We start from the raw sequence: 21,045 nt of genomic DNA, 5'->3' as shown, positions 1-21,045 counted from the left end.
GATGGGCGAGCACGCGGCATACGCGGCAGGGACGTATCGACCCCGACGCTCGGTCCTCTACATGCCCAGCTCCAACGAGCGAGCCCTGGAGAAGGCGAAGACCCTGCCGGTCGATGCGCTGATCCTCGACCTCGAGGATGCGGTGGCGGTCGACGCCAAGGACCTCGCGCGTGAGAACGCCTGCGCTGCAGCAGCATCCGGGGACTACGGGCGTCGGGAGATCACCATCCGGGTCAACGGGATCGGCACCCAGTGGCACGACACCGACCTCGCCGCCGCATGTGCCGCGGGCCCGGACGGAATCGTCGTCCCCAAGGTCAACACGGCCAAGGAGGTCAAGGCGCTCGTCAGGGCGATGGAGAAGCACGGTGCGCCCGACCGCACCCGACTGTGGGCGATGATCGAGACGCCGACCGCGATCTTCAACGTGCGGAAGATCGCGCGTGAGTCGGACCGGTTGGCTGCCCTCGTCATCGGGACCAACGACCTGGTCAAGGAACTGCGCGCCGACCATGTGCCGGGGCGTGCGCCCCTGCTCACGTCGCTGTCGATGGCCCTGCTGGCCGGGCGCGAGTCGGGCATCGCAGTCCTCGACGGGGTCTACAACAACGTCAAGGATGCCGACGGCTTCCGGGCCGAGTGTGAGCAGGGGCGGGACTTCGGCTTCGACGGCAAGACGCTGATCCACCCGGGACAGGTCGAGATGTGCAACGAGGTCTTCGCCCCGAGTGCGCAGGCGGTCGAGGAGGCGCAGGGCATCGTGGCGGCCTGGGAGGCCGGTGCTGGGGCTGGAGTGGTCACCGTCAACGGCAGGATGGTCGAGTTGCTCCACGTTGACATCGCCCGACGCGTGCTCGCCACCCACGAGGCCATTTCCCTCCAGGCGGCCACCGATCGGTGAACCCTCGCAGACAAGCACGGGCTTGGTCACGGATCGGTGACGACCTGCGCGGCGTGTAATCCGCGGCTGGGCGCGGCGCGTCTGATGGACGTACGGGCGCGAGCGCCTTCGCCGGAGCACCGGGAGTTGATCTCGATGACACGCATCACTCGTGGCGGCCTGATGGTGGTCGCTGCAGCCATGACCGTCACCGTGTCCGCGTGTGGACTTGTCTGGGACAGCGAGTCGACCGGGCAGACCACGAACGGCGCACGCACAACGCCCTCGGTCCTCTCCCCGACTCCGGTTGTCACCGACGTGGCGACGCCCACGCCTGCCGCGCCAGAGCCACCCGCGCCGACTCCTGCGATTACGCCGACCCCGACAGCCACGACGCAGCCACCGAGCGCACCCCAGCCGCCGGCGATGCTGCGACCCGGTGACAAGGGACCCGAGGTGCTGGCCCTGCAGCAGCGCTTGTCCGACCTCGGCTACTGGCTGGGGACACCGGACGGACGTTGGGGTGGCCTGACCACCCAAGCTGTTTACGCGCTCCAGAAGACCGCCGGCATCGGTCGCGACGGTGTGGTGGGGCCAGCGGTCACGAAGGCGCTCGCCGACGGGGTTCGTCCGACGTCACGCAACGGTGGCACCGGGATCGAGGTCGACGTGCCGCGACAGATCATCCTCGTTGTCCGCGATGGTGCGGTCGTCCGGGTGCTCAACACGAGCACGGGCAGCAACGTGCCCTACGAGGAGGTCTACGAAGGCAAGACCTACCGCGGCTCGGCGAGGACGCCGGCAGGGTCCTTCAGCGTCTTCCGCGAGGTCGACAAACTGGACAAGGGTCCCCTGGGGTCGCTCTACCGACCCAAGTACTTCAACGGCGGCATCGCCATCCACGGCGCCGCCTCGATTCCGCCCTACCCCGCGTCGCACGGATGCGCCCGCGTCTCCAACGCCGCGATGGACCTGATCTGGGCCGAGAACTCCATGGCGATCGGTGCGCGCGTCACGGTCTACTGAGGCCCGCGACCTCGACGCAGCGTGGCACTCGGGCAGCGTGGCACTCGGGCAGCGTGGCACCCGGGCAGCGTGTCGGTGACGGCTCGGATCCGGTCGAGCATCGCCTCGGGCACCTACGGCCGGTCACCCATCCAGGTGCTCCCGGATGGCCTTGCTCATTGGCCAGGCGCCTTCGGACCAGTTGGCGATCACCGTTGAGGTGAGGGCCTCGGAGGGGCGGTATCGACTGAGGAAGGACACTCCGGCGTCGTAGCCCTCGAGGAAGACCTCGTCGGTGCGTGCGTGCAGGTGGAAGCCGAGGCCGTAGCGCCGCGATTCCTCGGGCCAGTCCGAGTGGGGGCTCACCATGCGCGCGAGCGTCGCCGGGCGCACGATGCGTCCGGCGAAGATCGCCTCCCAGAGCGCATGGAGGTCCGCGACCGTGGTGTGGAGTCCACCATCCCCGTTCCCGCGGACGGGCAGGTGGAGGACGTTGGTCCACAGGCCCTCGGAACGTAGGTAGCCCTGCGCCACTCGCCCGGGGAGTTCGTCGGAACGGAGGAAAGCGGTGTCGCGTATGCCGGCCGGTCGGCATACGAGGTCCGCCACGAGGTCGTGAAAGGTCTCGCCGGTCGCTGCCTCGGCGAGTGCTGCGAGCACGACATAGCCGGCGTTGTTGTAGGCGAAACGTTCGCCGGCAGGAAAGAGGGTTGGTGCATCGAGGATGCGGACGTAGTCATCGGTGGTCGCGAGGTCCTGGACCGGGACCGGCATGAGGTAGTCGCTGATCGACTCGATCGCTTCCTCGTCGAGGTAGTCACCGATCCCGGACCGGTGAGCCAGGAGGTGCTCGACGGTCACATCGTCGGCGATCTGGGGGAGTCGGCCACCGAGCAGTGACCGTGCGGTGGTGTCCAGGAGGAGACTGCCGCGCTCGACCAGGGCCATGACCGTGAGAGCGGTCAGGCCCTTGGTGCCGCTGGCGATCCCGAACTGGGTCTCGAGGGTGTTGGCGATCGAATGCGCCCGATCCGCCATGCCGAAGGCGGCGCACACCACGGTCTCTCCGGCGTGATCGACGCGCACCACCCCGGAGAAGCCCGACTCCAGGGCCACCTGGTCGATCACTGCCCGGAGTGACTCCATGCCCGAAAATTACCCAACTGGCCGTGAGTCCGGCCAGCCACACCGGGTATGCCGTCACGTCCGCGCGTCGCAATTGGTCGGTCAGCGGCGTCAGTTCGTCCCGGTCCGAGCGGCTCGTGTCAGGGCCGGCTGGGCGGTGGGTGACAGGAATCGGTGCAGGTGATCCTGAACCCCGGAACTGCTCAGCATGCCCAGGTGGTGAACCCCGGTCACCACCGCTGTGCGCTCCCGCAGGAAGCGTGAGGGGATCGCGTCGAGGGCCGCATGGGTAGCCGAGCGGGGCGGCACCAAGAGGTCACCAACTCGCCTCGCCACTGCACCGTCGACGTGTCCTGAGATGACCCCGACGATCGCGTGATGACGGATGCCGTCCGGCACCGCTGGGTGCGTCCTGTGGTCACCGCCGTCATCGGGGTCATGGCCGAACCAGTCCGCGTCGGTCACGTTGCCATGGGTGAGGTCCTTGATGCCGGCGCTGCGCTGACGCACGAGATCGACGGCCCGTCGCCCGTTGGCGTCACGCGACAGCCGCTCGACGGCCAACTGGGCGCCACGGGCCAGGGGTGATCCGTGGTGAGGTGTGCCGATCGTGACGGTGTCACTGACCAGGTTCGTCCAGGTCCGCTCGCCGTTCGCCGGTGCCGGAGCAACCAGTGCGCTGTGCACGACCAGCCCGCCCATCGAGAAGCCCACGAGCACCAGTCGACGCACCTGCACCGGCCACGCCTCGATGAGAACGTCGAGCAGGTCAGCGAGGTGAGCACCGTTGTGCGACACCCGAAGTCCGGTGTTGTAGCGGATCAGCACAGGGGAGAGTCCCAGATCGGCAGCCAGTCGCTCCGGATGGGTCGGGGAGTCACCGGCACCCAGACTCCAACTGCGCTCGCTCTGGCAGAGGCCGTGGAGATAGACGGCGATGTCCGGGCCGGCGTCGGGGTAGGCGTGGGCGAGTCCTTCCCGGGTGAGCTCGATACGCTGCTGGCCCGCACGGACCTGCATCTCGGGCGCCAGGCTCGGGGCGCTCACGGCGAATGCGTCCCCACGGAGCCCGACGCTGGCGGCCAGCGCGCGATGCGCGCCCCGGCCGTCGTGGACGCTGGGCCCACGGTCGCCGGTGTGCGCCAACTTCAGCGATGTGGCGAAGCCCGCGATGCGGGACGCCGCGTCCAGGCCCATTCCGGTCGCACCATAGGCCACCGCCGTGACGAGGTCGTTGGCCGTCTTGATGGGCTGGGTCACCCCCGGCCCGAGGGCCGCCGTCACCGCTGCGTAGGCGGCATCACTCACCATCCCATGCACGCCGCGGACGGTGCGGGTGGCCTGGCGCAAGGTCGTGCCCGCGGCGCGACCGACATCGCGGGCCTCGGCGGCCTTCACGACGTGGCCGACGTCTGGGCGGGCAGACCGTCAGAAGTCATGGGTCATCGTGACACGAATGCTGGGGGCGCCGGCACAGCGGCTTCCACCTTGGCTGGCCCCGAGGTTCTCAGCCGCCAGAGGTGGATGAGACTGGGCGCCAAGCGAAGTCAGCGGGGAGACCCGCGCGACGCCGCCGGACTGCGTCGATGACGGCCGGATCTGCCCGGAACACAATCTGTGTCACGCGACCGTCGACGACAGTGAAGTCGAACGCCACCCTGGCGGTGCCACGGTCGAACCACGCCGCGCCGGGGCGGTCATCGACGTAGACCGGCAGTGCCGACGCCGCCGCGCCGTTGAAGAAGGCGGCCACCTCGGCTCGGCCCTCGATCCGGCTCGGCGTCCCCAGGGCCGCTGCGGCCGAGTCGCCGATGACCAGGACGTCCGGGGCGAGCAGTTGGAGGAGTCGCTGGAGGTCTCCGCCGCGGGCCGCCGCGAGGAAGGCGTCGACGACCTCCCAGTCCGCGAGCTGGTCCTGGGCCATCGGCGCGGCGACCTTCGCCCGCGCGCGGGAGGCGAGTTTGCGAGCAGCCGTAGGGCTGGTCTCGAGCAGGTCGGCGATCATCGGGAACTCGAAACCGAAGCTCTCGTGGAGCACGAAGGCCACCCGCTCGCTGGGCGTGAGCCGGTCGAGGACGACGTGGAGAGCGACGGCCACGGTGTCCGCCAGGACCGAATGGGCTGCAGGGTCGGCGCTCCTGCCCTGATCTGTCTCGCCCCCGAGCCTGCCGTGCAGCAGGTCGTCATGGACCGGGACGGGGGTCCGCGATTTCAACCGGTCGAGACAGAGACGGACGGTGACAGTGGTCAGCCAGGCCGGAACGTTCGCGATCGACTCGCTCGTCCCGTTCAGCCGCAGCCAGGCCTGCTGGGCGACATCCTCGGCCTCGGTCGAGTCGCGCAGCACTCGTGCCGCGAGCGTGACGAGACGCGGGCGTTCGGCGGCGAAGGCGTCAGTGGCGTCCATTGGTGTCTTCCGGTCGTGAGGGTCCGTCCTCAGGACGACGACCGGGGCCAGCCAAATGTGACCATCCACCTCGTCCGTGCGCCCCGCGAGCCCTCCCGATCCTGCCAGTCCAGCACACTGGGGCCATGAATTCGGTCATCCTCTCGGCACGTGATGTGGACTTCCTCCTCCACGAGTGGTTGGACACCGATGCGCTGTTCGAGCGCCCCACGTTCGCGCAGCACTCACGCGAGACCGTAGACGCCGTCCTCGAGCTCGCGCAGGCCGTGGCCACCGAGAAGTTCGCGCCGCACGCGCGGTCCAACGACCTGCACGAACCCACCTTCGACGGCACGACCGTCTCACTCATTCCCGAGGTGGGAGTGGCCCTCAAGGCCTTCGCCGACGCGGGCTTCCTCACGGCCGGGGTGCCGGAGGACCGCGGTGGCGGGGGGTTGCCGACGAGCATCATCTCGGCGTGCCTGGCCTGGTTCCATGCGGCGAACACCGCAACCTCCGGTTACGCACTGCTGAGCATGGCCGCCGCGAACCTCATCCGCACCCACGGCAGCGACGCGCAGCGCACACTTTTCGCCGAGCCGCTGGCGGACGGCCGCTTCACCGGCACGATGGCACTTTCCGAGCCCGGTGCCGGCTCGAATCTCTCCGACTTGCTCACGCGAGCGATCCCGCAGGAGGACGGCACCCATCGACTCTTCGGCCGCAAGATGTGGATCTCCGGCGGAGACCATGAGCTCGCCGACAACATCGTGCACCTCGTCCTCGCGCGCACTCCCGATGCTGCCCCCGGCACCAAGGGCATCTCCATCTTCATCGTTCCCAAGTACCTTGTCGCAGAGGATGGTTCGCTCGGCGAGCGCAACGACATCGTCCTCGCCGGAATCAACCACAAGATGGGTTCGCGCGGCACCGTCAACACGGCGCCCGTCCTCGGCGACGGCGCCCACACCCCCGGTGGCGCGCCGGGTGCGGTCGGCCACCTCGTCGGCGAGGTCGGCCAAGGGTTACCGATCATGTTCTCGATGATGAACGAGGCCCGCCTCGGCGTCGGCATCGCCGGCACCGCCGTCGGCTACACCGGCTACCTGAAGTCCCTCGCCTATGCCCGTGAGCGACTTCAGGGGCGACTCCTGGGCGCCCCGCCGGCTGGCCCACAGGTGGCGCTCGTCGAGCACCCGGACGTCCGCCGCATGCTCCTGGCCCAGAAGTCCTTCGTCGAGGGCGCGCTCGCACTGATGCTCTATTGCTCGCGCCTGCTCGATGACGCCGTTTCGCTCGACGGTCGGGCGGCCGAGGAGGCACTCGCCCTCGTCGGCCTGCTCACGCCGATCGCCAAGAGCTTCCCCGCCCAGTGGTGCCTCGAGGCCAACACCCTGGCCATCCAGGTCATGGGCGGTGCCGGTTACACCCGTGATCACGACGTCGAGCAGCACTATCGCGACAACCGACTCAACGCCATCCATGAGGGCACCCACGGCATTCAGGGCCTCGACCTGCTCGGCCGCAAGGTCCTCCTCGACCGCGGCCGGGCCCTCGGCCTCCTCGTCGCCCGCATCACCCAAACCGCCGAACGCGCCACTGCCGCAGGCGGATCCGGCGAAGGGTATGCCGCCAAGCTCCTCGCGATGACGGCTCGCCTTCGCGACGTGACCACCAGGGTGGCCGTAGCGGGAGGTGGGGCCGAGGTCCTGGCCGAGGCCACGGCATACCTCGAAGGGAGCGGTCATCTGGTGGTGGCGTGGCTCTGGCTGGAGCAGTGGCTTGCTGCCCACGGCAAGGAGGGGGACTTCTACGACGGGAAGCGTGCGGCCACGGCATACTTCTTCAGCCGTGAGCTGCCCAAGGTCGGCCTGTGGCTCGACACCGTGGCCGCACACGACGGGCTCACGACCGCCCTCGACCCGACCGTTCTCTGAGCAGGAGACCTCCCGCAGTTGACGCTAGCCCCGACCGACCGCAGCCTCGGGAGTGGTCATCTCGCCGCGGACTCCGAGCAGTCGCACCGGTCGCGAGTCCTCGAGGGCGTCGTAGAGCGCGAGCGCTGTCGCGGTGAGGACAGTCGGATCGATGGTCGGTGACGCGAGTTTGCGAGAGCGCTGGTAGGTGAAGAAGGGGGCGAACCGCACCTTGAGGAAGACACGCATCACCTGACGGCCGGCTGGTGGCCCGTCCGGCACGCCAGCCGCATCGGCACTGACGTCCTGCACGACCTGGTCCGCGAGCTCGCGCAGGGCAGCGGCAATCTCCTCCCGCGTCTCGAGGTTGCGTTGATATGTCGTCTCCCGACCGTGGGCCCGTGCGACCCATGGGCTGTCGTCAGGCCAGTCGAGCCCCTCGCCTCGACCGAGTTCACGCAAGTGGCCGCCGCCGACCTGGCCGAACTCCGCACGGAGGATCTGCACCGGCGCAGCGGCCAATTCACCGACGGTTCCGATCCCAAGTCTCGCTAGGCGTTGCCCGATCCGTGGCCCAACGCCCCACAGTGCCTGGGTCTCACGATCGCCCATCGTGTCGAGCCAGTTGTCCCGCGTGAGGCGATGGATCCCGGCTGGCTTGCCGAATCCGGTGGCTGTCTTGGCCCGTACCAGCGTGTCCCCGATACCCACCGAGCAACTGAGCCCCGACGCCGCGAGCACGGCCTCTCGGGTCGCGGTGGCCAGGTCCACCGGGTCGACGGACTCCTCGACCTCGAAGCCGACAAAGGCCTCATCCCAGCCGAGGACCTGGACCGTCGCGCCCGGCATCGCGCGAAGGGCGGCCATCACCGTGGCCGATGCGTCCTCGTCATGGGGAAAGTCGAGTGCAAGGAAGACGGCGTCCGGGCATCTCTTGCGAGCCAATTTCAGCGCAAGTCCGGAGTGGACGCCATGGGCACGGGCTTCGTAGGAAGCCGTCGAGACGACCGCGCGCTCGCTCGGATCCCCGCGCCCACCGACGACCACCGGACGCCCGACGAGCTCGGGGCGGCGCAGCAACTCGACCGCGACGAGGAACTGGTCCATGTCGACGTGGAGCACCCAACGCAGCACCCGGTCAGGCTATCGGCGAGGTCGGACTCCGTGACCGGACCGGGTCTTAGAACTCGCTCGACGCGGCCAGCGACGCCGCTCGACCGAAGAGGTCCTCAGGGTCGACCACGACCCCCTTGCGGGCGAACCAGGAGCAGACGTTGGCGACGTCACGGTCGAGGAACTCGAAGCCCTGCGGGTTGCCGATGACATCGACGATCTGCGGCCAGTCGATGGCGACGAGGCGCCCGTCGTCGACCAGCAGGTTGTAGGGGGAGAGGTCGCCGTGCGCCCACCCGGCCTCGGCGAGCCGCAGGACGAGGTCCTCGAACTGCACCCACAGGTCGGGCAGGTCGGCCTCCTCCCGCCGCACCTGGTGCAGTCGTGGGGCGGCGATCGGGCCCTCTGGGCCGATGGCCCCGATGAACTCCATGAGCATCTCGGACTCGTCGAGTTGCACCGGGTAGGGGACGGGAAGTCCCATCTGCCACAACTTGGCGAGGGCGTCGAACTCCGCGAACGCCCACTGCCCCGTGATCAGCTCCTTGCCGAAGCTCGTGCGTCGGGCCATGGCTCGCATCTCGCGGCTGCGGCGCACGCGTCGGCCCTCGAGATAGCCGGCGTCGCGGTGGAACATCCGGTGGTCAGCGCTGCGATAGCGCTTGGCGGCGAGGAGCGTCGTGCGCTCGGTGCCGGGCACCCAGCGGCGCACGACGTGGACGTCGGCCTCCTTGCCGGACTTGAGGATGCCGAGGTCGGCCTCGACGGCGCCGAGGTCGGTGATGACCCAGTCGGGTCGGGGCGTGGGTCCGTGCGTCGCGACGTCCCACGTGCTCCAGCGCTCGCCCTCGGGCGGTGCGTCGGGCCGGCTGTCAGTGCTGAAGAGCGCCTGGCGCTCGGGAAGGTGGAATGGCTGGTGTGCCACAGGTGGTCTCCGGTTCGAGGGAAGGGATGGGCCGGGTGCGGCCCGGGACAGTCATCGACATGTCGGCCTCCTTCGATCGGTGAACCTCACCCACGGCGTATGCCGCGGGCTCACCTCCCAGCCTGCCCGCGGCATACGGGGTGGCGCCACTCATTTTGGGGTCGGCGGGACCGGCTCGACGGGCTGCCGCAGGATCGTGCGGAGCCGCTGCAGTGCGGTGCGGCGGGCGTCGCTGAGGTAGATCTCGTGGTGGTGGCCGGTCATCCGCAGGCCGGCCGCCGGGATGACCTCGTCGTGGAGTCGCTCGAGCGTGGGCGCCTCGGCGTCGTAGGGGCCGATGTGCAGGGTCTGGACGCTCAGGCCCTCGTCGAGGACGGCCCGGCGCAGGAGCGGGAGGGCCGGCGCGCCGCCCTTGGCCTCGACGCGGTCGCGAACGACGTCGACGTGCTCGTCGGTGATCCACTCGGGGACGAGATTGAGCATCGTCCAGTGCCACGTGGACTTGTCGCGGGCGGACGTGAAGTGGGTCATGTCATCGGCCCACCAGAGCGCCTCCAGTGGCATGACGCCGTAGTCGCGGCCGAGCTCGCGCTTGCTGAGGAACTTCAGGCCGTAGGCGACGGGGTAGATCGTCTGCAGGGCGTCACGGTAGGCGGCTGACGTGTTGGGATCGCCGTGCCCGTCGATCATGAGGTAGGTCAGGAGCGCGAGCGTGACCATGGAGAACTGGCCGGCGCGGGCCGTGTAGGCGCCGTGGGTGGCGCGCAGGTCGGCCTTGGGCGTCGGCTCGGCGGTCATGGGTCTCATGGGGTTCATGGTGACAAGAACTTTCCGAAAGTTCTCGGGTCCTGTCCGCGCAACGTCCGACGCGGCATACGGGGGAAGCGACCACTTCGTCGGACGCAAGGGGGTGGGGAGCGTCACGCGCGGGGAGGGTTCAGCAAGAGGTGAGCGGGCGGCATACTCGAACGCAGGAAACCCGGCCCCGGCCACACCGCACCCCAACGACAAGGCGGCGATCACGCGTGTCCCGACTGCAGAGCACCGACAACCTCACCGAGGAGCAGGTCGAGCTGCTCAAGCTCGTCAAGGAGTTCGTCGACGAGCAGATCATCCCGGTGGCGACCGAGCTCGAGCACCAGGACGAGTACCCGCAGCGGATCGTTGACCAGATGAAGGAGATGGGGATCTTCGGGCTGATGATCCCCGAGGAGTACGGCGGCCTGGGGGAGTCGCTTTTGACCTATGCGCTGTGCGTCGAGGAGATCGCGCGTGGGTGGATGTCGGTGTCGGGCATCATCAACACACACTTCATCGTCGCCTACATGATCCTCCAGCACGGCACGGAGGAGCAGAAGCAGCGCTACCTGCCCAAGATGGCGACCGGCGAGATCCGTGGGGCCTTCTCGATGTCGGAGCCGGCGCTCGGGTCCGATGTCGCGGCCATCAAGACCAAGGCCGTCCGGGACGGCGACTCCGACAACTGGACCATCGACGGCCAGAAGATGTGGCTGACCAATGGTGGCTCGGCCAACCTCGTCGCCGTGCTCGTGCGCACCGAGCTGGGTGAGTCGGACAGCCCCTACCGCAACATGACGACCTTCCTGATCGAGAAGGAGTCGGGCTTCGGCGAGACCGCGCAGGGCGTCACCGTGCCCGGCAAGATCGAGAAGATGGGCTACAAGGGCGTCGACACAACGGAATTGGTGTTCCAAGGCCACAAGACGTCGACTGCTCAGATCCTCGGTGGGGTGCCGGGCAAGGGCTTCTACCAGATGATGGACGGCGTCGAGGTCGGCCGGGTCAACGTGGCCGCGCGGGCCTGCGGCGTCTCGATGCGGGCCTTCGAGCTCGGCATCTCCTATGCCCAGCAGCGCGAGACCTTCGGCAAGAAGATCGCAGAGCACCAGGGCATCCTCTTCCGGCTCGCCGACATGGCGACCAAGGTCGAGGCAAGCCATCAGATGATGGTCAAGGCAGCGCGCCTGAAGGACGCGGGGGAGCGCAACGACCTCGAGGCCGGGATGGCCAAGTACCTCGCGGCCGAGAACTGCGCCGACGTCGTCGAGCAGTCCTTCCGGATCCACGGTGGCTACGGCTACTCCAAGGAGTACGAGATCGAGCGCCTCTACCGCGAGGCCCCGATGCTGCTCATCGGCGAGGGAACCGCCGAGATCCAGAAGATGATCATCGGCCGCCGGCTGCTCGAGGACTACCGACTCAAGGGCTGACTGCCGGGTGCGCACCTCCCAGCAGACGTCCAGCCTTCTTTGAGACACTGACGCCATGAGCACGCAGCCCGTCCGTCGCGTCCCGGCCAGCCGGTTGGCGCTGGAGTTCCCGCAGTCACTGGCAGTCTTCGACTCCTACGAAGAGGCGCAGAAGGCCGTCGACTACCTGTCGGACCACGAGTTCCCTGTCGAGAACGTCCTCATCGTCGGGACCGACCTCAAGCAGATCGAGCGCGTCACCGGGCGCCTCACCCGCGGTCGGGTCATGGTCGGCGGGGCGATGTCAGGTGCGTGGCTCGGTGCCTTCGTCGCGGTGGTGTTCGCTCTCTTCGACACCCAAGCGGGCAACGCGATCAGCTTCCTCATCACCATCCTCGCCGGCGCGATCTTCGGGCTGGTCTGGGCGCTCATCGGCTACGCGATGACCGGTGGGCAGCGCGACTTCACCTCGATCCAGCAGGTCGTGGCGACCAAATACGAAGTCCTCGTCGAGCACCGCCACGCTGCCAGGGCGCGCGAACTCGTCGCCGAGATGGACCCGATGCGGGCTGCACAGGAGCAGGCGCGGATCGCCATCGAGAAGGCACGGGCCGACGAGGCGGCCCGGACGCAGGCTCAGGCGCCTCACGCTCCGGGCGCCTGAGGGCATCAGCGCGACTGGACCTCGCGAATCCAGGCCTCCACGTCGTCGGCAGTGCGCGGCATCCCGGCAGACAGGTTCTCGCAGCCATCGGCAGTCACGAGCACATCGTCCTCGATCCGAACGCCGTTGCCGCGGAAGCGCTCCGGGGCCTTCAGGTCGTCGGCCTTGAAGTAGAGGCCGGGCTCGACGGTGAGGACCATCCCCGGTGCCAGCTCGGCATCCATGTACTCGACCCGTGTCGCCAAGGCGCAATCGTGGACGTCGATCCCGAGGTGGTGTGACGTCCCGTGCACCATCCAGCGCCGGTGGTACTGCCCGTGCTCGGTGTCGAGAGTGTCCTCGACCGAGACGCCCTCGGGCAGCAGCCCCCACGCATGCAGGTGCTCGGCGATGACGCGGATGGCGGCCGCGTGGATGTCGGAGAACTTGTTGCCCGGCTTCACGGCAGCAATTCCGGCCTGCTGCGCGGCGTACACCGCGTCGTAGATCTCGCGTTGGGCATCGGTGAAGGTCCCGTTGACCGGAAGGGTCCGCGTGATGTCGGCGGTGTAGAGGCTGTCGACCTCGACGCCGGCGTCGAGCAGCAGCAGGTCGCCGTCCCGGATGTCGCCAGTGTTCTTGATCCAGTGCAGGGTGTTGGCGTGGTCGCCGCTGGCGCAGATCGAGTCGTAGCCGATGCCGTTCCCCTCGTGCCGGGCATGGAGTCCGAAAACGCCTTCGACCCAACGCTCACCGCGTCCCTCGGCCACCGCGCGGGGGAGGTCGGCGATGACCGCCTCGAAGCCCACCTTGGTCGCCGCCACCGCATCCCGCATCGCCTGGATCTCGACCTCGTCCTTGACCATTCGCAGGTGTGAGAGTTTGTGCGCCAGGGCGTCGTCGGATTCTTCCAGGCCGTCGGCATCAGCGCCGTTCTGGACCCGTGACGCATCCAATGCGCGGGCCAGGTCGCGGTCGGCGTCACGCACCACGCGGATGACCATCGATCCCGCATCCTTGGCGGCGGCGTCCGCGAACTCGTCGATGTGCCGTGCGGTGAGGCCCAGCTCGAGCTCCATATCGTCGATCGTGGGGCGAGCACCCACCCAGAACTCTCCATAGCGCGCGTCCGCGAAGAACTCGTCGCTCTCCCGATCGGCCAGTGGGCGGAAGTAGAGGATCGCCTCGTGGCCCGCGCCATCGGCCCGCGGCTCGAGGACGAGCACGGCATCGGGTTCGCGGTCCGCGCCGAGGCCGGTGAGGTGCGCGAAGGCGCTGTGCGGACGGAAGACGTAGTCAGTGTCGTTGGATCGCACCTTGAGCCCTCCGGCGGGCACGATGAGGCGTTCTCCCGGGTACGCCGCGGAGACGGCTTCGCGCCGGGCCGCGGCATACGAGGCGGCAGGCGACTGCTCCGTGACGGTCGGGCGTCGGGGCGCCCAGTCCCTCTTGACGAAGGCACGGAACTCGTCAGTCGTCGGTCGCGCTCGGTTCTCGGCCTGCTTCTGCTCTTCACTCACCTGGCTATCGTGCCATCCATGGCAGCCGAGGTCTCGAGGTCGTTGGCCGAGCAGTTCCGCGACCACTTCACCGGCGAGCACCATCTCTACTGGCACCTGACCAAGGCGATGGCCGATGACCTGGAAGCCGGGGGAGTCACGGCGCGGATCTGCGCCGGCTGGGAAGGTGCGGATCCCGGCGCGGTCGTGCAGCTGCGGCTGCTGGCCGGGCTCTTCCGTGAGGTGCTCCGCGGGGACGCCGACGACCTCGTCCCCTTCTATCCCTGTCTCGGCGGCCTGGCCGACCCCGAGGGCGCATGGCCGCTCGTGCACACCGTGATGGTGCGGTCGGAGGAGCGGCTGCGCGAGTCGCTGGCCGTGGCCCCGCAGACGAACGAGCCCGGCCGTTCGGCCGCCCTGCTCGTCGGGCTCACCGAAGCCGTCCGCCGATCGGGTATGCCGCGGGTGCGGCTTCTCGAGCCCGGCGCCTCCGCCGGGTTGAACCTCCTCGTGGACCTGTTTCGCTTCGAGGGTGACGGGTGGTCGTGGGGCGACCCTGAATCGCCAGTGCTCATTGATGCGATCGGAGCACAGGGGTTTTCGCCCGTGGGCTTCGAGATCGTGTCCCGCCGTGGATGCGACCTGTACCCCGTCGACGCGGCGTCCGAGGAAGGTGCCCTGCGGCTGCGCTCCTTCGTCTGGCCCTTCCAGGTGGGGCGGCACGAGCGACTGTCCGGCGCCCTGGCGGTGGCTCGGCGCGAGTCCGTCGTCGTCGATGCTGCCGGTGGTGCCGACTGGGTGCGTGAGCAGTTGGCCGGGCCCGCCGATGACGACGTCCTGACCGTCATCTGGCAGTCGGTCACGCGGCAGTACTGGCCGGCCGCAGAGGTCGCTGCCCTGGATGCGGTGATCGAGGAGGCGCGTTCCCGGATGCCCGTGGCGCGCGTGACGATGGAGTCGCCGGGCAAGGCGGGCGGCTTCGACAGGATGACCGACCACTCATCCGGGCGCCCGGTGATCGAGGTGGACGGTGAGGTCGTCGCGGGGTGTGACTATCACGGCCCACCCATCGAGTTCCGTTTACCGCTCACCTCGGTATGCCGCCCGCTAACCATCGCGAACCCCTCGCCACCCGGTCCGGCCTCCGTAGGGTGCAGTCATGAGTGACTCAACCGATGCCAAGACCCTTCCCGCCCTGCCCGACGAGTCCTGGACGCGGGTGCTCTGTGTCGTCGCCCACCCCGATGACATGGAGTACGGCGCCTCAGCGGCCGTCGCGACGTGGGCCCGCCGCGGTGTCAACGTCACCTACCTCTTGCTGACCAGGGGAGAGGCCGGGATGCAACGGCCGCCGGAGGAGGTCGGGCCGTTGCGGGCCGCCGAGCAGCAGCGGGCGTGCGAGGCGGTCGGGGTGAAGGACCTCATCATCCTCGACCACCCGGACGGGATGCTGATGCCGACCCTCGACCTGCGCCGTGACATCGCGCGAGTGGTCCGTCAGGTCCGGCCCCAGGCGGTCGTGACGGCGAACTTCGACTTCGAGGCCTACGGCGGGCTGAACCAGGCCGACCACCGCGCTGCGGGTCTGGCCACCGTCGATGCCGTGCGAGACGCCGACAACACCTGGGTCTTCCGCGACCTCGCCGACGACGAGGGCCTGCCCAAGTGGCACACCCAGTGGCTGCTCGTCGCCGGCCATCCTGACGCCACTCACGCGATGGCTGTCGATGCCGCGGCGGTCGGGGCGGCGGTGGGTTCCCTTGAGTGCCACCAGGCCTATCTGGCAGACCTGCCGGGTCACCCGAAGCCGGCGGAGTTCATCCCCGTCATCCTGGCCGAGGGAGGGAAGGCTGCAGGTGTTGGGCACGCGGTGCTCTTCAAGGGCTACGACCTCGGGGGAATCTCCGGAGCCGGTGGCGCCGACGAGGTCTGACCCAGCGCCCGACACCGGCGTCGGGCCAGGATGGCGTCATCCTCAGATGGCAGCGTCAGGCGCCTTGGCCCGCTCGGATTGAGCCGAGGCGTCATCGGGCATCGTCTGGCTCGACATCTCGGCCTCCACCCGGCGGTTGTAGATGTCGATCTGACGCGCCACCTCTGCGTCATCCCAACCCAGGATCGGCGCCACCAGCGCGGCCGCGTGGGGCGCGGCCTCGAAACCTCGATCGCGTGCCTCGATCGAGATGCGGGTCCGGCGAGCAAGGATGTCGGTGAGGAAGAGGGCACCCTCGGAGGCCGCGGCATACACGACCTCGACCTTGAGGTGCTCCTCACCCCCGGGCAGTGGCTCCCCGAGTTCTGGTCGGGCGTCGATCAAGGCCAGCAACTCCCGTGTGAGGGTTCCATAACGCGAGAGGAGGTACTCGACCGCGTCCTCCGGCAGGCCGCTGGCTCGCGCCAGCATTTGATAGCGCTCGCTCAACCACTCCCATCCCACCGCGCCCGACAGGGGCACTGTGTCGGTCGCCGAGCTCGGTGGGCCCGCGGCCTTCTCGACCTCCCGGTCACGATCCTTGTCGCGGTCCTTGCGGTCCTTCTTGGCACTGATCCCGAGCGCCAGGTCCACGGCGTCCTTGGCCATGACTCGATAGGTCGTGTACTTCCCACCGGCGACGAGCACCACCCCCGCCACTGGCGCGGCCACGACATGCTCGCGCGACAGCTTGGTCGTGGCGTCACTCTCGTCACCCGAGATCAATGGCCGCAAGCCGGCATACACGCCGTCGATGTCGTCACGCGAAAGAGGTGTGACGAGAACCCGGTTCACGGTCGACAACAGGTAGTCGATGTCCGCGCTGGTCGCGGCGGGATGCGCCAGGTCGAGGGTCCAATCGGTGTCGGTCGTGCCGATGATCCAGTGTTCGTCCCACGGGATGATGAACAGGACGGACTTCTCGGTGCGCAGGATGACGCCGGTCTGCGAGTCGATCCGGTCGCGGGGGACGACGAGATGGATTCCCTTGCTGGCACGCACCTTCAGCGGGGCGATGTCCCCGCCGAGCATTGACTGGACCTCACCCGTCCACACTCCGGTGGCACAGATGACGCGCCGGGCCCGGACCGTGAACTCCTCGCCGGTCATCTGGTCTCTGGCGGTGACGCCGATGACCGAACTCTGGGGATCCGAGGCATCCGCGCGCAGGAAGCCGGTCATCGCGACGCGATTGGCGACGTGGGCACCGTGGGCCGCGGCTGTGCGCGCGAGCTCCAGGGTGAAGCGGGCATCGTCCACCTGGGCGTCGTGGTACTGGATCGCCCCGGTGAGGGCGTCGGGGCGCAGGCTGGGCATGAGGGCGAGAGCGGCCTTCTTCGACAGGTGTTTGTGCCGCGGCACCTCACCCGAGGACTTCACACCGAAGGCGAGGCCGTCGTAGAGCGCGATGCCGCTGCCGACGTAGAAGCGCTCCCAGGCCGGCTTCTGCAGGGGGTACATGAAGGGGACCGGGCGGACGAGGTGGGGCGCAATGGTCGTGAGCAGCAGGCGGCGCTCCTGCAGGGCCTCGTGGACCAGCCCGAAGTCGAGCATCTCGAGATAGCGCAGGCCGCCGTGGATGAGCTTGCTCGAGCGGCTCGAGGTCCCCGACGCATAGTCACGGGCCTCGATCAGCCCGGTCGACAACCCCCGCGTCACGGCGTCCAGCGCCGCACCGCAACCCACGACCCCACCACCCACGACGAGGACATCGAGTTCATGGCCATCGGTGAAGCGCGACAGCGCGGATCGGCGAGCAGCCAAGGACAAGGTCATCGGTCGACCTCCACCCAGTCCAGGGTGCGGTCGACGGCCTTGCGCCACCCGGCATACCCGGTGGTGCGCTGGTCGTCCGACCACGTGGGCTCCCACCGCTTGCCTTGCGCCCAGTTGGCGCGCAACTCGTCGGTGCTGGACCAGAATCCGACGGCCAGGCCGGCGGCATACGCGGCGCCGAGGGCGGTGGTCTCGGCGACGACGGGACGGGACACGGGGACACCGAGGATGTCGGACTGCAGTTGCATGCAGAGTTCGTTGGCGGTGACGCCTCCGTCGACCTTGAGAACCTCGAGTGCCACGCCGGAATCGGCGGTCATCGCGTCGGCGACGTCCTTGGACTGGTAGCAGATGGCTTCGAGGGTGGCGCGTGCGAGGTGGGCGTTGGTGTTGAAACGGGAAAGACCGACGATGGCCCCGCGCGCGTCGCTGCGCCAGTAGGGCGCGAAGAGGCCTGAGAAGGCGGGCACGAAGTAGACGCCGCCGCTGTCATCGACCTGGGCTGCGAGGTGCTCGACCTCGGACGCACCGCTGATGATGCCGAGTTGGTCACGCAGCCACTGGACGGCGGAGCCCGTGACGGCGATCGAGCCCTCGAGTGCGTAGACCGGCTTGGCGTCGCCGAGTTGGTAGGCGACCGTGGTGAGCAGGCCATTGGCTGACCGCACAATCTCCTCGCCGGTGTTGAGAAGGAGGAAATTGCCTGTGCCGTAAGTGTTCTTGGCCTCGCCGGGCGCGAAGCAGACCTGTCCGACGGTGGCTGCCTGCTGGTCCCCGAGGACGCCGGTGACCGGAACCGGGGGGAGTCCGCGGGCCACGGTGGCCCCGTAGGCCGTGGCGTGGCTGCTCGGGTTGATGGTCGGGAGCATGGCCCGGGGCACCCCGAAGAGGGCCAGGAGTTCGTCGTCCCAATCGAGGGTCTCGAGGTCCATGAGCATGGTGCGGCTGGCATTGGTGACGTCCGTGGCGTGGACACCGCCGTCGGCACCGCCCGTGAGGTTCCAGACCACCCAGGTGTCGGGTGTGCCGAAAAGGGCGTCGCCGCGCTCGGCGGACTCACGCAGCCCGTCGACGTTCTCGAGCAACCACTGCAACTTGCCACCGGAGAAGTAGGTGGCCGGGGGGAGCCCGGCCTTGTGCCGAATGGTGTCGCCGTGGCCGTCCCGCTCCAGCGCGCTGGCGATGGTGTCCGTGCGGGTGTCCTGCCAGACGATGGCGTTGTGGAGGGGGCGGCCGGTGCGGGCGTCCCACACGATGGTCGTCTCGCGCTGGTTGGTGACGCCGATGGCGGCCAGGTCGACCGCCTGAAGGCCGGTGGAGGTCAGGGCCGTGCCGATGACGGTCTGGGTGCGCTCCCAGATCTCCAAGGGGTTGTGCTCCACCCAGCCGGCGCGCGGCAGGATCTGCTCGTGCTCGAGTTGGTGACGACCCACCTCGCGCCCGTCGTGGTCGAAGATCATGAACCGCGTGCTCGTGGTCCCTTGGTCGACCGCGCCGATGAAGTCCGTCATGGCCCAAGCCTAGGTGGACCGATGACCCTGCTCATGGCTGCCGTCGCCTTGTCGCGTAAGGTTCGGGGGGTCTGCCGTTGGGGGGCCACAGTCGTCAGGAGGAGATCTCATGGGTCAGTCATCGACCAGGTCCGTCGTCGCTGCCATCGCGTGTGCCGTGCTTGCCCTGACCGGGTGCTCGGGCGGGTCCGGTGACGGAGCAACCACACCTGACGGTTCGCAGAGCGCCGCGGCCGGCGAGGCCCCGGCGTCGGGGAAGGCGAGCGCGTCGGCGAGTGCGAAGGTCGAGCCTGCCAAGCGCCAGGAGATCGCGGTCGATGAGGTCAAGGAGGTCAGCACCAAGGATGCGGCCTACACCCTCACCATCACCAAGGTCGTCGTCAACGACTTCTACATCGAGGCTGAGGTCCGGCTGGTCAACAACGGCACCAATGCCTTGCAGGCCTGGTACGGCGGTGCGTCCTCTGCACCGCGACTGTTCGATGACCGCGGGCGGGAGTACCCCTTCCAGGTGCAAGCCGGTGGAGACAACAAGTCCCTCCGTCTCGAGGCCGCGGAGGGCCTCGACGCGTCGCTCGTCTTCGCCGGCCGCCTCGGCCCGGACGTCAAGGCGCTGACCCTGGACTTCCAGAAGATCGACCCGGCCTACAACCAGGTCGAGTTCGAGATCCCCGTGAAGTCCTCATGATCCGACGTCTCGGAGCAATGACCGCCCTGGCCGCCGGCGTCGTCGTCCTCCTCGCCCCCCTCTCGATGGCCGAGGACGCACCGCTCCCGGAGGGATACGAAGCACCGCGGAGCAACACCAGGACCTTCACGGCATGGGAGGCACCGCTCACCACGGTCTCGAAGTTCTACACCAAGCCTGCAGAGGTACCCAAAGAGCAACTGGCGGAGAGCCTTGGGGCCAAGGACAAGTCCACCGGTACCTTGGTGACGCTCTCGGACCGGTTCCTCTTCGGCTTCGGCTCTGCGGACCTCGCGCCGACGGCGGCCGCAAGTCTGGACAATGTCGTGGCGCTCATGGCGGGCACCACTGGGCCCGTCACCGTCACCGGGCACACCGACAGCATCGGCACCGACGCCGTCAACCAGCCTCTCTCGGAGAAACGCGCCGAAGCGGTCAAGGACTATCTCGTGAGCAAGGGCATCGACGCCGCCCGCATCACCACCTCTGGCAAGGGATCCACCGAGCCGGTTGCCGACAACGAGGTCGACGGCCACGACAACCCGGAAGGTCGCCAACAGAACCGTCGGGTCGAGGTCCTCTTCGCGAAGGGCTGACTCAGAAGGGCCAGGCGGTGCGCATCGGCTCCTCGCCGAGGGCGGGCTCGCTGAAGTGCTCGAAGCCCCACGCCTCGCGGAAGGCGTCCTCGGGAATCGCGAGCATCATCCCCACGTCGGAGGTCTGGCTCGCATGGCAGGCCAGCGCCGCCCGTTTGCGGTCGATGACGGCGCGCCCGTCGACCTGCCAGTGCAGGTCTGACTCCGGGGTGCCGATGGCGTGCCCGTCCTCCATGACCTGGTCGGGGTCCCAGTCGCCGACGTCGACCCCAAGGGCGATCGCCTGGTCACGCTGACGCCGCATGAGGTCGCGGTTGATCGTCGACTCCAGGTAGCGCGGGGAACCGTCGTGCAGGGCCACAGCCCTTCGGGTCACGTGATGGACCTTGACGTGATCGGGATGGCCGTAGTTGCCGTGGAAGTCATAGCCGACGACGACGTCCGGTCCGACCTCGTCGAGGATCGCGGCCAGTCGCCCGCCCGCCTCGTCGGTGCTGGCGGCGTGGAAGGAGCCCTCGGCGTCGTTCTCGAGCCAGCCGTGCATCCCTGAGTCGGCGTAGTCCAACCAGCGGACCTCGGCGCCGGTCACAGCGGCGCTCGCGGCGGCCTCCCGGCGCCGGCGTTGGACGACCGTCTCGCCCTCGGCCAGGTCCTCGGGCACCTGCCCATGGTCACCGTTGGTGGCATAGACGACGACCACTCGGTCGCCCCGGTCGGTGGCCATCGCCATCGAGCAGGCCGTGGCCGAGGCCTCGTCGTCGGGATGGGCGTGGACGAAGACGATGGTGCTCACCCCGTCA

19 protein-coding genes are annotated in these 21,045 nt (G+C 68.7%); 9 read left to right on the top strand and 10 right to left on the bottom strand.

All coding sequences use genetic code 11. The features are described 5' to 3' along the window. Window position 1: 1 nt before the first annotated feature. Both BN10_RS11905 and BN10_RS11900 read left to right on the top strand, forming a co-directional pair. The gene (locus BN10_RS11905; protein ID WP_010851499.1) at window positions 2-901 is read left to right on the top strand and encodes an HpcH/HpaI aldolase/citrate lyase family protein; all 900 of its coding nucleotides are present in this window, start codon (window positions 2-4) and stop codon (window positions 899-901) included. Window positions 902-1,306: 405 nt separating this feature from the next. Beyond that, on the top strand, window positions 1,307-1,906 hold the full coding sequence (locus BN10_RS11900) for a L,D-transpeptidase family protein (protein ID WP_040751643.1): 600 nt from the start codon (window positions 1,307-1,309) through the stop codon (window positions 1,904-1,906). 123 nt (window positions 1,907-2,029) lie between these two features. On the opposite strand, the gene BN10_RS11895 is transcribed toward BN10_RS11900, so the two are convergent. The 3 genes from BN10_RS11895 to BN10_RS11885 form a co-directional block, all read right to left on the bottom strand. Further along, complete coding sequence (locus tag BN10_RS11895) at window positions 2,030-3,031, bottom strand: serine hydrolase domain-containing protein (RefSeq protein WP_010851497.1); 1,002 nt, start codon at window positions 3,029-3,031, stop codon at window positions 2,030-2,032. A 90-nt stretch (window positions 3,032-3,121) separates the two neighbouring features. After that, on the bottom strand, window positions 3,122-4,408 hold the full coding sequence (locus tag BN10_RS15810) for an esterase/lipase family protein (RefSeq protein ID WP_010851496.1): 1,287 nt from the start codon (window positions 4,406-4,408) through the stop codon (window positions 3,122-3,124). Window positions 4,409-4,517: 109 nt separating this feature from the next. Next, window positions 4,518-5,417, bottom strand: coding sequence for a sigma factor (locus tag BN10_RS11885; protein ID WP_010851495.1), 900 nt, complete (start codon window positions 5,415-5,417; stop codon window positions 4,518-4,520). A gap of 125 nt (window positions 5,418-5,542) precedes the next feature. Between BN10_RS11885 and BN10_RS11880 the strand changes: the two genes are divergently transcribed. Then, window positions 5,543-7,333, top strand: coding sequence for an acyl-CoA dehydrogenase (locus tag BN10_RS11880; protein WP_010851494.1), 1,791 nt, complete (start codon window positions 5,543-5,545; stop codon window positions 7,331-7,333). A 24-nt stretch (window positions 7,334-7,357) separates the two neighbouring features. Here the strand turns inward: BN10_RS11880 and BN10_RS11875 are convergent, their stop codons facing one another. From BN10_RS11875 to BN10_RS11865, 3 genes are all read right to left on the bottom strand, one after another. Continuing rightward, complete coding sequence (locus tag BN10_RS11875) at window positions 7,358-8,446, bottom strand: DNA polymerase IV (RefSeq protein ID WP_010851493.1); 1,089 nt, start codon at window positions 8,444-8,446, stop codon at window positions 7,358-7,360. Between the two features lie 46 nt (window positions 8,447-8,492). Then, a complete protein-coding gene (locus BN10_RS11870; RefSeq protein ID WP_010851492.1) occupies window positions 8,493-9,350 on the bottom strand; it encodes a serine protein kinase RIO in 858 nt (285 codons plus the stop codon). Window positions 9,351-9,500: 150 nt separating this feature from the next. After that, window positions 9,501-10,157 (bottom strand): GyrI-like domain-containing protein, encoded by a 657-nt coding sequence (locus tag BN10_RS11865; RefSeq protein WP_407674656.1) that lies wholly within the window; start codon window positions 10,155-10,157, stop codon window positions 9,501-9,503. Window positions 10,158-10,375: 218 nt separating this feature from the next. Between BN10_RS11865 and BN10_RS11860 the strand changes: the two genes are divergently transcribed. After that, entirely contained in the window at window positions 10,376-11,581 is a 1,206-nt protein-coding gene (locus BN10_RS11860) for an acyl-CoA dehydrogenase family protein (protein WP_010851490.1), read from the top strand. Between the two features lie 55 nt (window positions 11,582-11,636). Further along, window positions 11,637-12,224, top strand: coding sequence for a general stress protein (locus tag BN10_RS11855; protein WP_010851489.1), 588 nt, complete (start codon window positions 11,637-11,639; stop codon window positions 12,222-12,224). Between the two features lie 5 nt (window positions 12,225-12,229). On the opposite strand, the gene BN10_RS11850 is transcribed toward BN10_RS11855, so the two are convergent. Continuing rightward, window positions 12,230-13,723, bottom strand: coding sequence for an aminopeptidase P family protein (locus BN10_RS11850; protein WP_010851488.1), 1,494 nt, complete (start codon window positions 13,721-13,723; stop codon window positions 12,230-12,232). An 18-nt stretch (window positions 13,724-13,741) separates the two neighbouring features. On the opposite strand from BN10_RS11850, the gene BN10_RS11845 reads away from it, so the two are divergent. Continuing rightward, on the top strand, window positions 13,742-14,869 hold the full coding sequence (locus BN10_RS11845; protein ID WP_010851487.1) for a DUF2332 domain-containing protein: 1,128 nt from the start codon (window positions 13,742-13,744) through the stop codon (window positions 14,867-14,869). Beyond that, window positions 14,862-15,635 carry a PIG-L deacetylase family protein gene (locus BN10_RS11840; RefSeq protein WP_010851486.1) on the top strand — a complete coding sequence of 258 codons (774 nt, stop codon included), beginning with the start codon at window positions 14,862-14,864 and terminating at the stop codon, window positions 15,633-15,635. Before BN10_RS11845 ends, BN10_RS11840 begins: the two co-directional genes overlap by 8 nt. A 42-nt stretch (window positions 15,636-15,677) precedes the next feature. Here BN10_RS11840 and BN10_RS11835 read toward each other — a convergent pair whose 3' ends face one another. Together BN10_RS11835 and glpK are read right to left on the bottom strand one after the other, a co-directional pair. Further along, a complete protein-coding gene (locus BN10_RS11835) occupies window positions 15,678-17,450 on the bottom strand; it encodes a glycerol-3-phosphate dehydrogenase/oxidase (RefSeq protein ID WP_010851485.1) in 1,773 nt (590 codons plus the stop codon). Beyond that, entirely contained in the window at window positions 17,447-18,961 is a 1,515-nt protein-coding gene (gene glpK / locus BN10_RS11830) for a glycerol kinase GlpK (RefSeq protein WP_010851484.1), read from the bottom strand. Before glpK ends, BN10_RS11835 begins: the two co-directional genes overlap by 4 nt. A gap of 109 nt (window positions 18,962-19,070) precedes the next feature. On the opposite strand from glpK, the gene BN10_RS11825 reads away from it, so the two are divergent. Beyond that, on the top strand, window positions 19,071-19,649 hold the full coding sequence (locus tag BN10_RS11825) for a hypothetical protein (RefSeq protein ID WP_010851482.1): 579 nt from the start codon (window positions 19,071-19,073) through the stop codon (window positions 19,647-19,649). Continuing rightward, window positions 19,646-20,245, top strand: coding sequence for an OmpA family protein (locus BN10_RS15805; RefSeq protein WP_010851481.1), 600 nt, complete (start codon window positions 19,646-19,648; stop codon window positions 20,243-20,245). The genes BN10_RS11825 and BN10_RS15805 overlap by 4 nt, the downstream gene beginning before the upstream one ends. Before the next feature lies 1 nt (window position 20,246). On the opposite strand, the gene BN10_RS11815 is transcribed toward BN10_RS15805, so the two are convergent. Continuing rightward, on the bottom strand, window positions 20,247-21,038 hold the full coding sequence (locus tag BN10_RS11815) for a PIG-L family deacetylase (protein ID WP_010851480.1): 792 nt from the start codon (window positions 21,036-21,038) through the stop codon (window positions 20,247-20,249). Window positions 21,039-21,045: the final 7 nt, after the last annotated feature.

This window comes from Phycicoccus elongatus Lp2 (assembly GCF_000367525.1).
GTDB classification, from domain to species: domain Bacteria; phylum Actinomycetota; class Actinomycetes; order Actinomycetales; family Dermatophilaceae; genus Phycicoccus_A; species Phycicoccus_A elongatus.
The sequence above is the reverse complement of the archived record's forward strand: the minus strand, read 5'-3'. Positions and strand labels throughout refer to the sequence as shown.

What these genes read in the sequence shown, in the direction of transcription:
- BN10_RS15805 (WP_010851481.1), top strand. Translation starts at nt 19,646, where the DNA reads ATGATCCGACGTCTCGGAGCAATGACCGCCCTGGCCGCCGGCGTCGTC.
- BN10_RS11835 (WP_010851485.1), bottom strand. Translation starts at nt 17,450, where the DNA reads ATGACCTTGTCCTTGGCTGCTCGCCGATCCGCGCTGTCGCGCTTCACC.
- BN10_RS11855 (WP_010851489.1), top strand. Translation starts at nt 11,637, where the DNA reads ATGAGCACGCAGCCCGTCCGTCGCGTCCCGGCCAGCCGGTTGGCGCTG.
- BN10_RS11880 (WP_010851494.1), top strand. Translation starts at nt 5,543, where the DNA reads ATGAATTCGGTCATCCTCTCGGCACGTGATGTGGACTTCCTCCTCCAC.
- BN10_RS11825 (WP_010851482.1), top strand. Translation starts at nt 19,071, where the DNA reads ATGGGTCAGTCATCGACCAGGTCCGTCGTCGCTGCCATCGCGTGTGCC.
- glpK (WP_010851484.1), bottom strand. Translation starts at nt 18,961, where the DNA reads ATGACGGACTTCATCGGCGCGGTCGACCAAGGGACCACGAGCACGCGG.
- BN10_RS11885 (WP_010851495.1), bottom strand. Translation starts at nt 5,417, where the DNA reads ATGGACGCCACTGACGCCTTCGCCGCCGAACGCCCGCGTCTCGTCACG.
- BN10_RS11845 (WP_010851487.1), top strand. Translation starts at nt 13,742, where the DNA reads ATGGCAGCCGAGGTCTCGAGGTCGTTGGCCGAGCAGTTCCGCGACCAC.
- BN10_RS11900 (WP_040751643.1), top strand. Translation starts at nt 1,307, where the DNA reads ATGCTGCGACCCGGTGACAAGGGACCCGAGGTGCTGGCCCTGCAGCAG.
- BN10_RS11865 (WP_407674656.1), bottom strand. Translation starts at nt 10,157, where the DNA reads ATGAGACCCATGACCGCCGAGCCGACGCCCAAGGCCGACCTGCGCGCC.
- BN10_RS11905 (WP_010851499.1), top strand. Translation starts at nt 2, where the DNA reads ATGGGCGAGCACGCGGCATACGCGGCAGGGACGTATCGACCCCGACGC.
- BN10_RS11895 (WP_010851497.1), bottom strand. Translation starts at nt 3,031, where the DNA reads ATGGAGTCACTCCGGGCAGTGATCGACCAGGTGGCCCTGGAGTCGGGC.
- BN10_RS11840 (WP_010851486.1), top strand. Translation starts at nt 14,862, where the DNA reads ATGAGTGACTCAACCGATGCCAAGACCCTTCCCGCCCTGCCCGACGAG.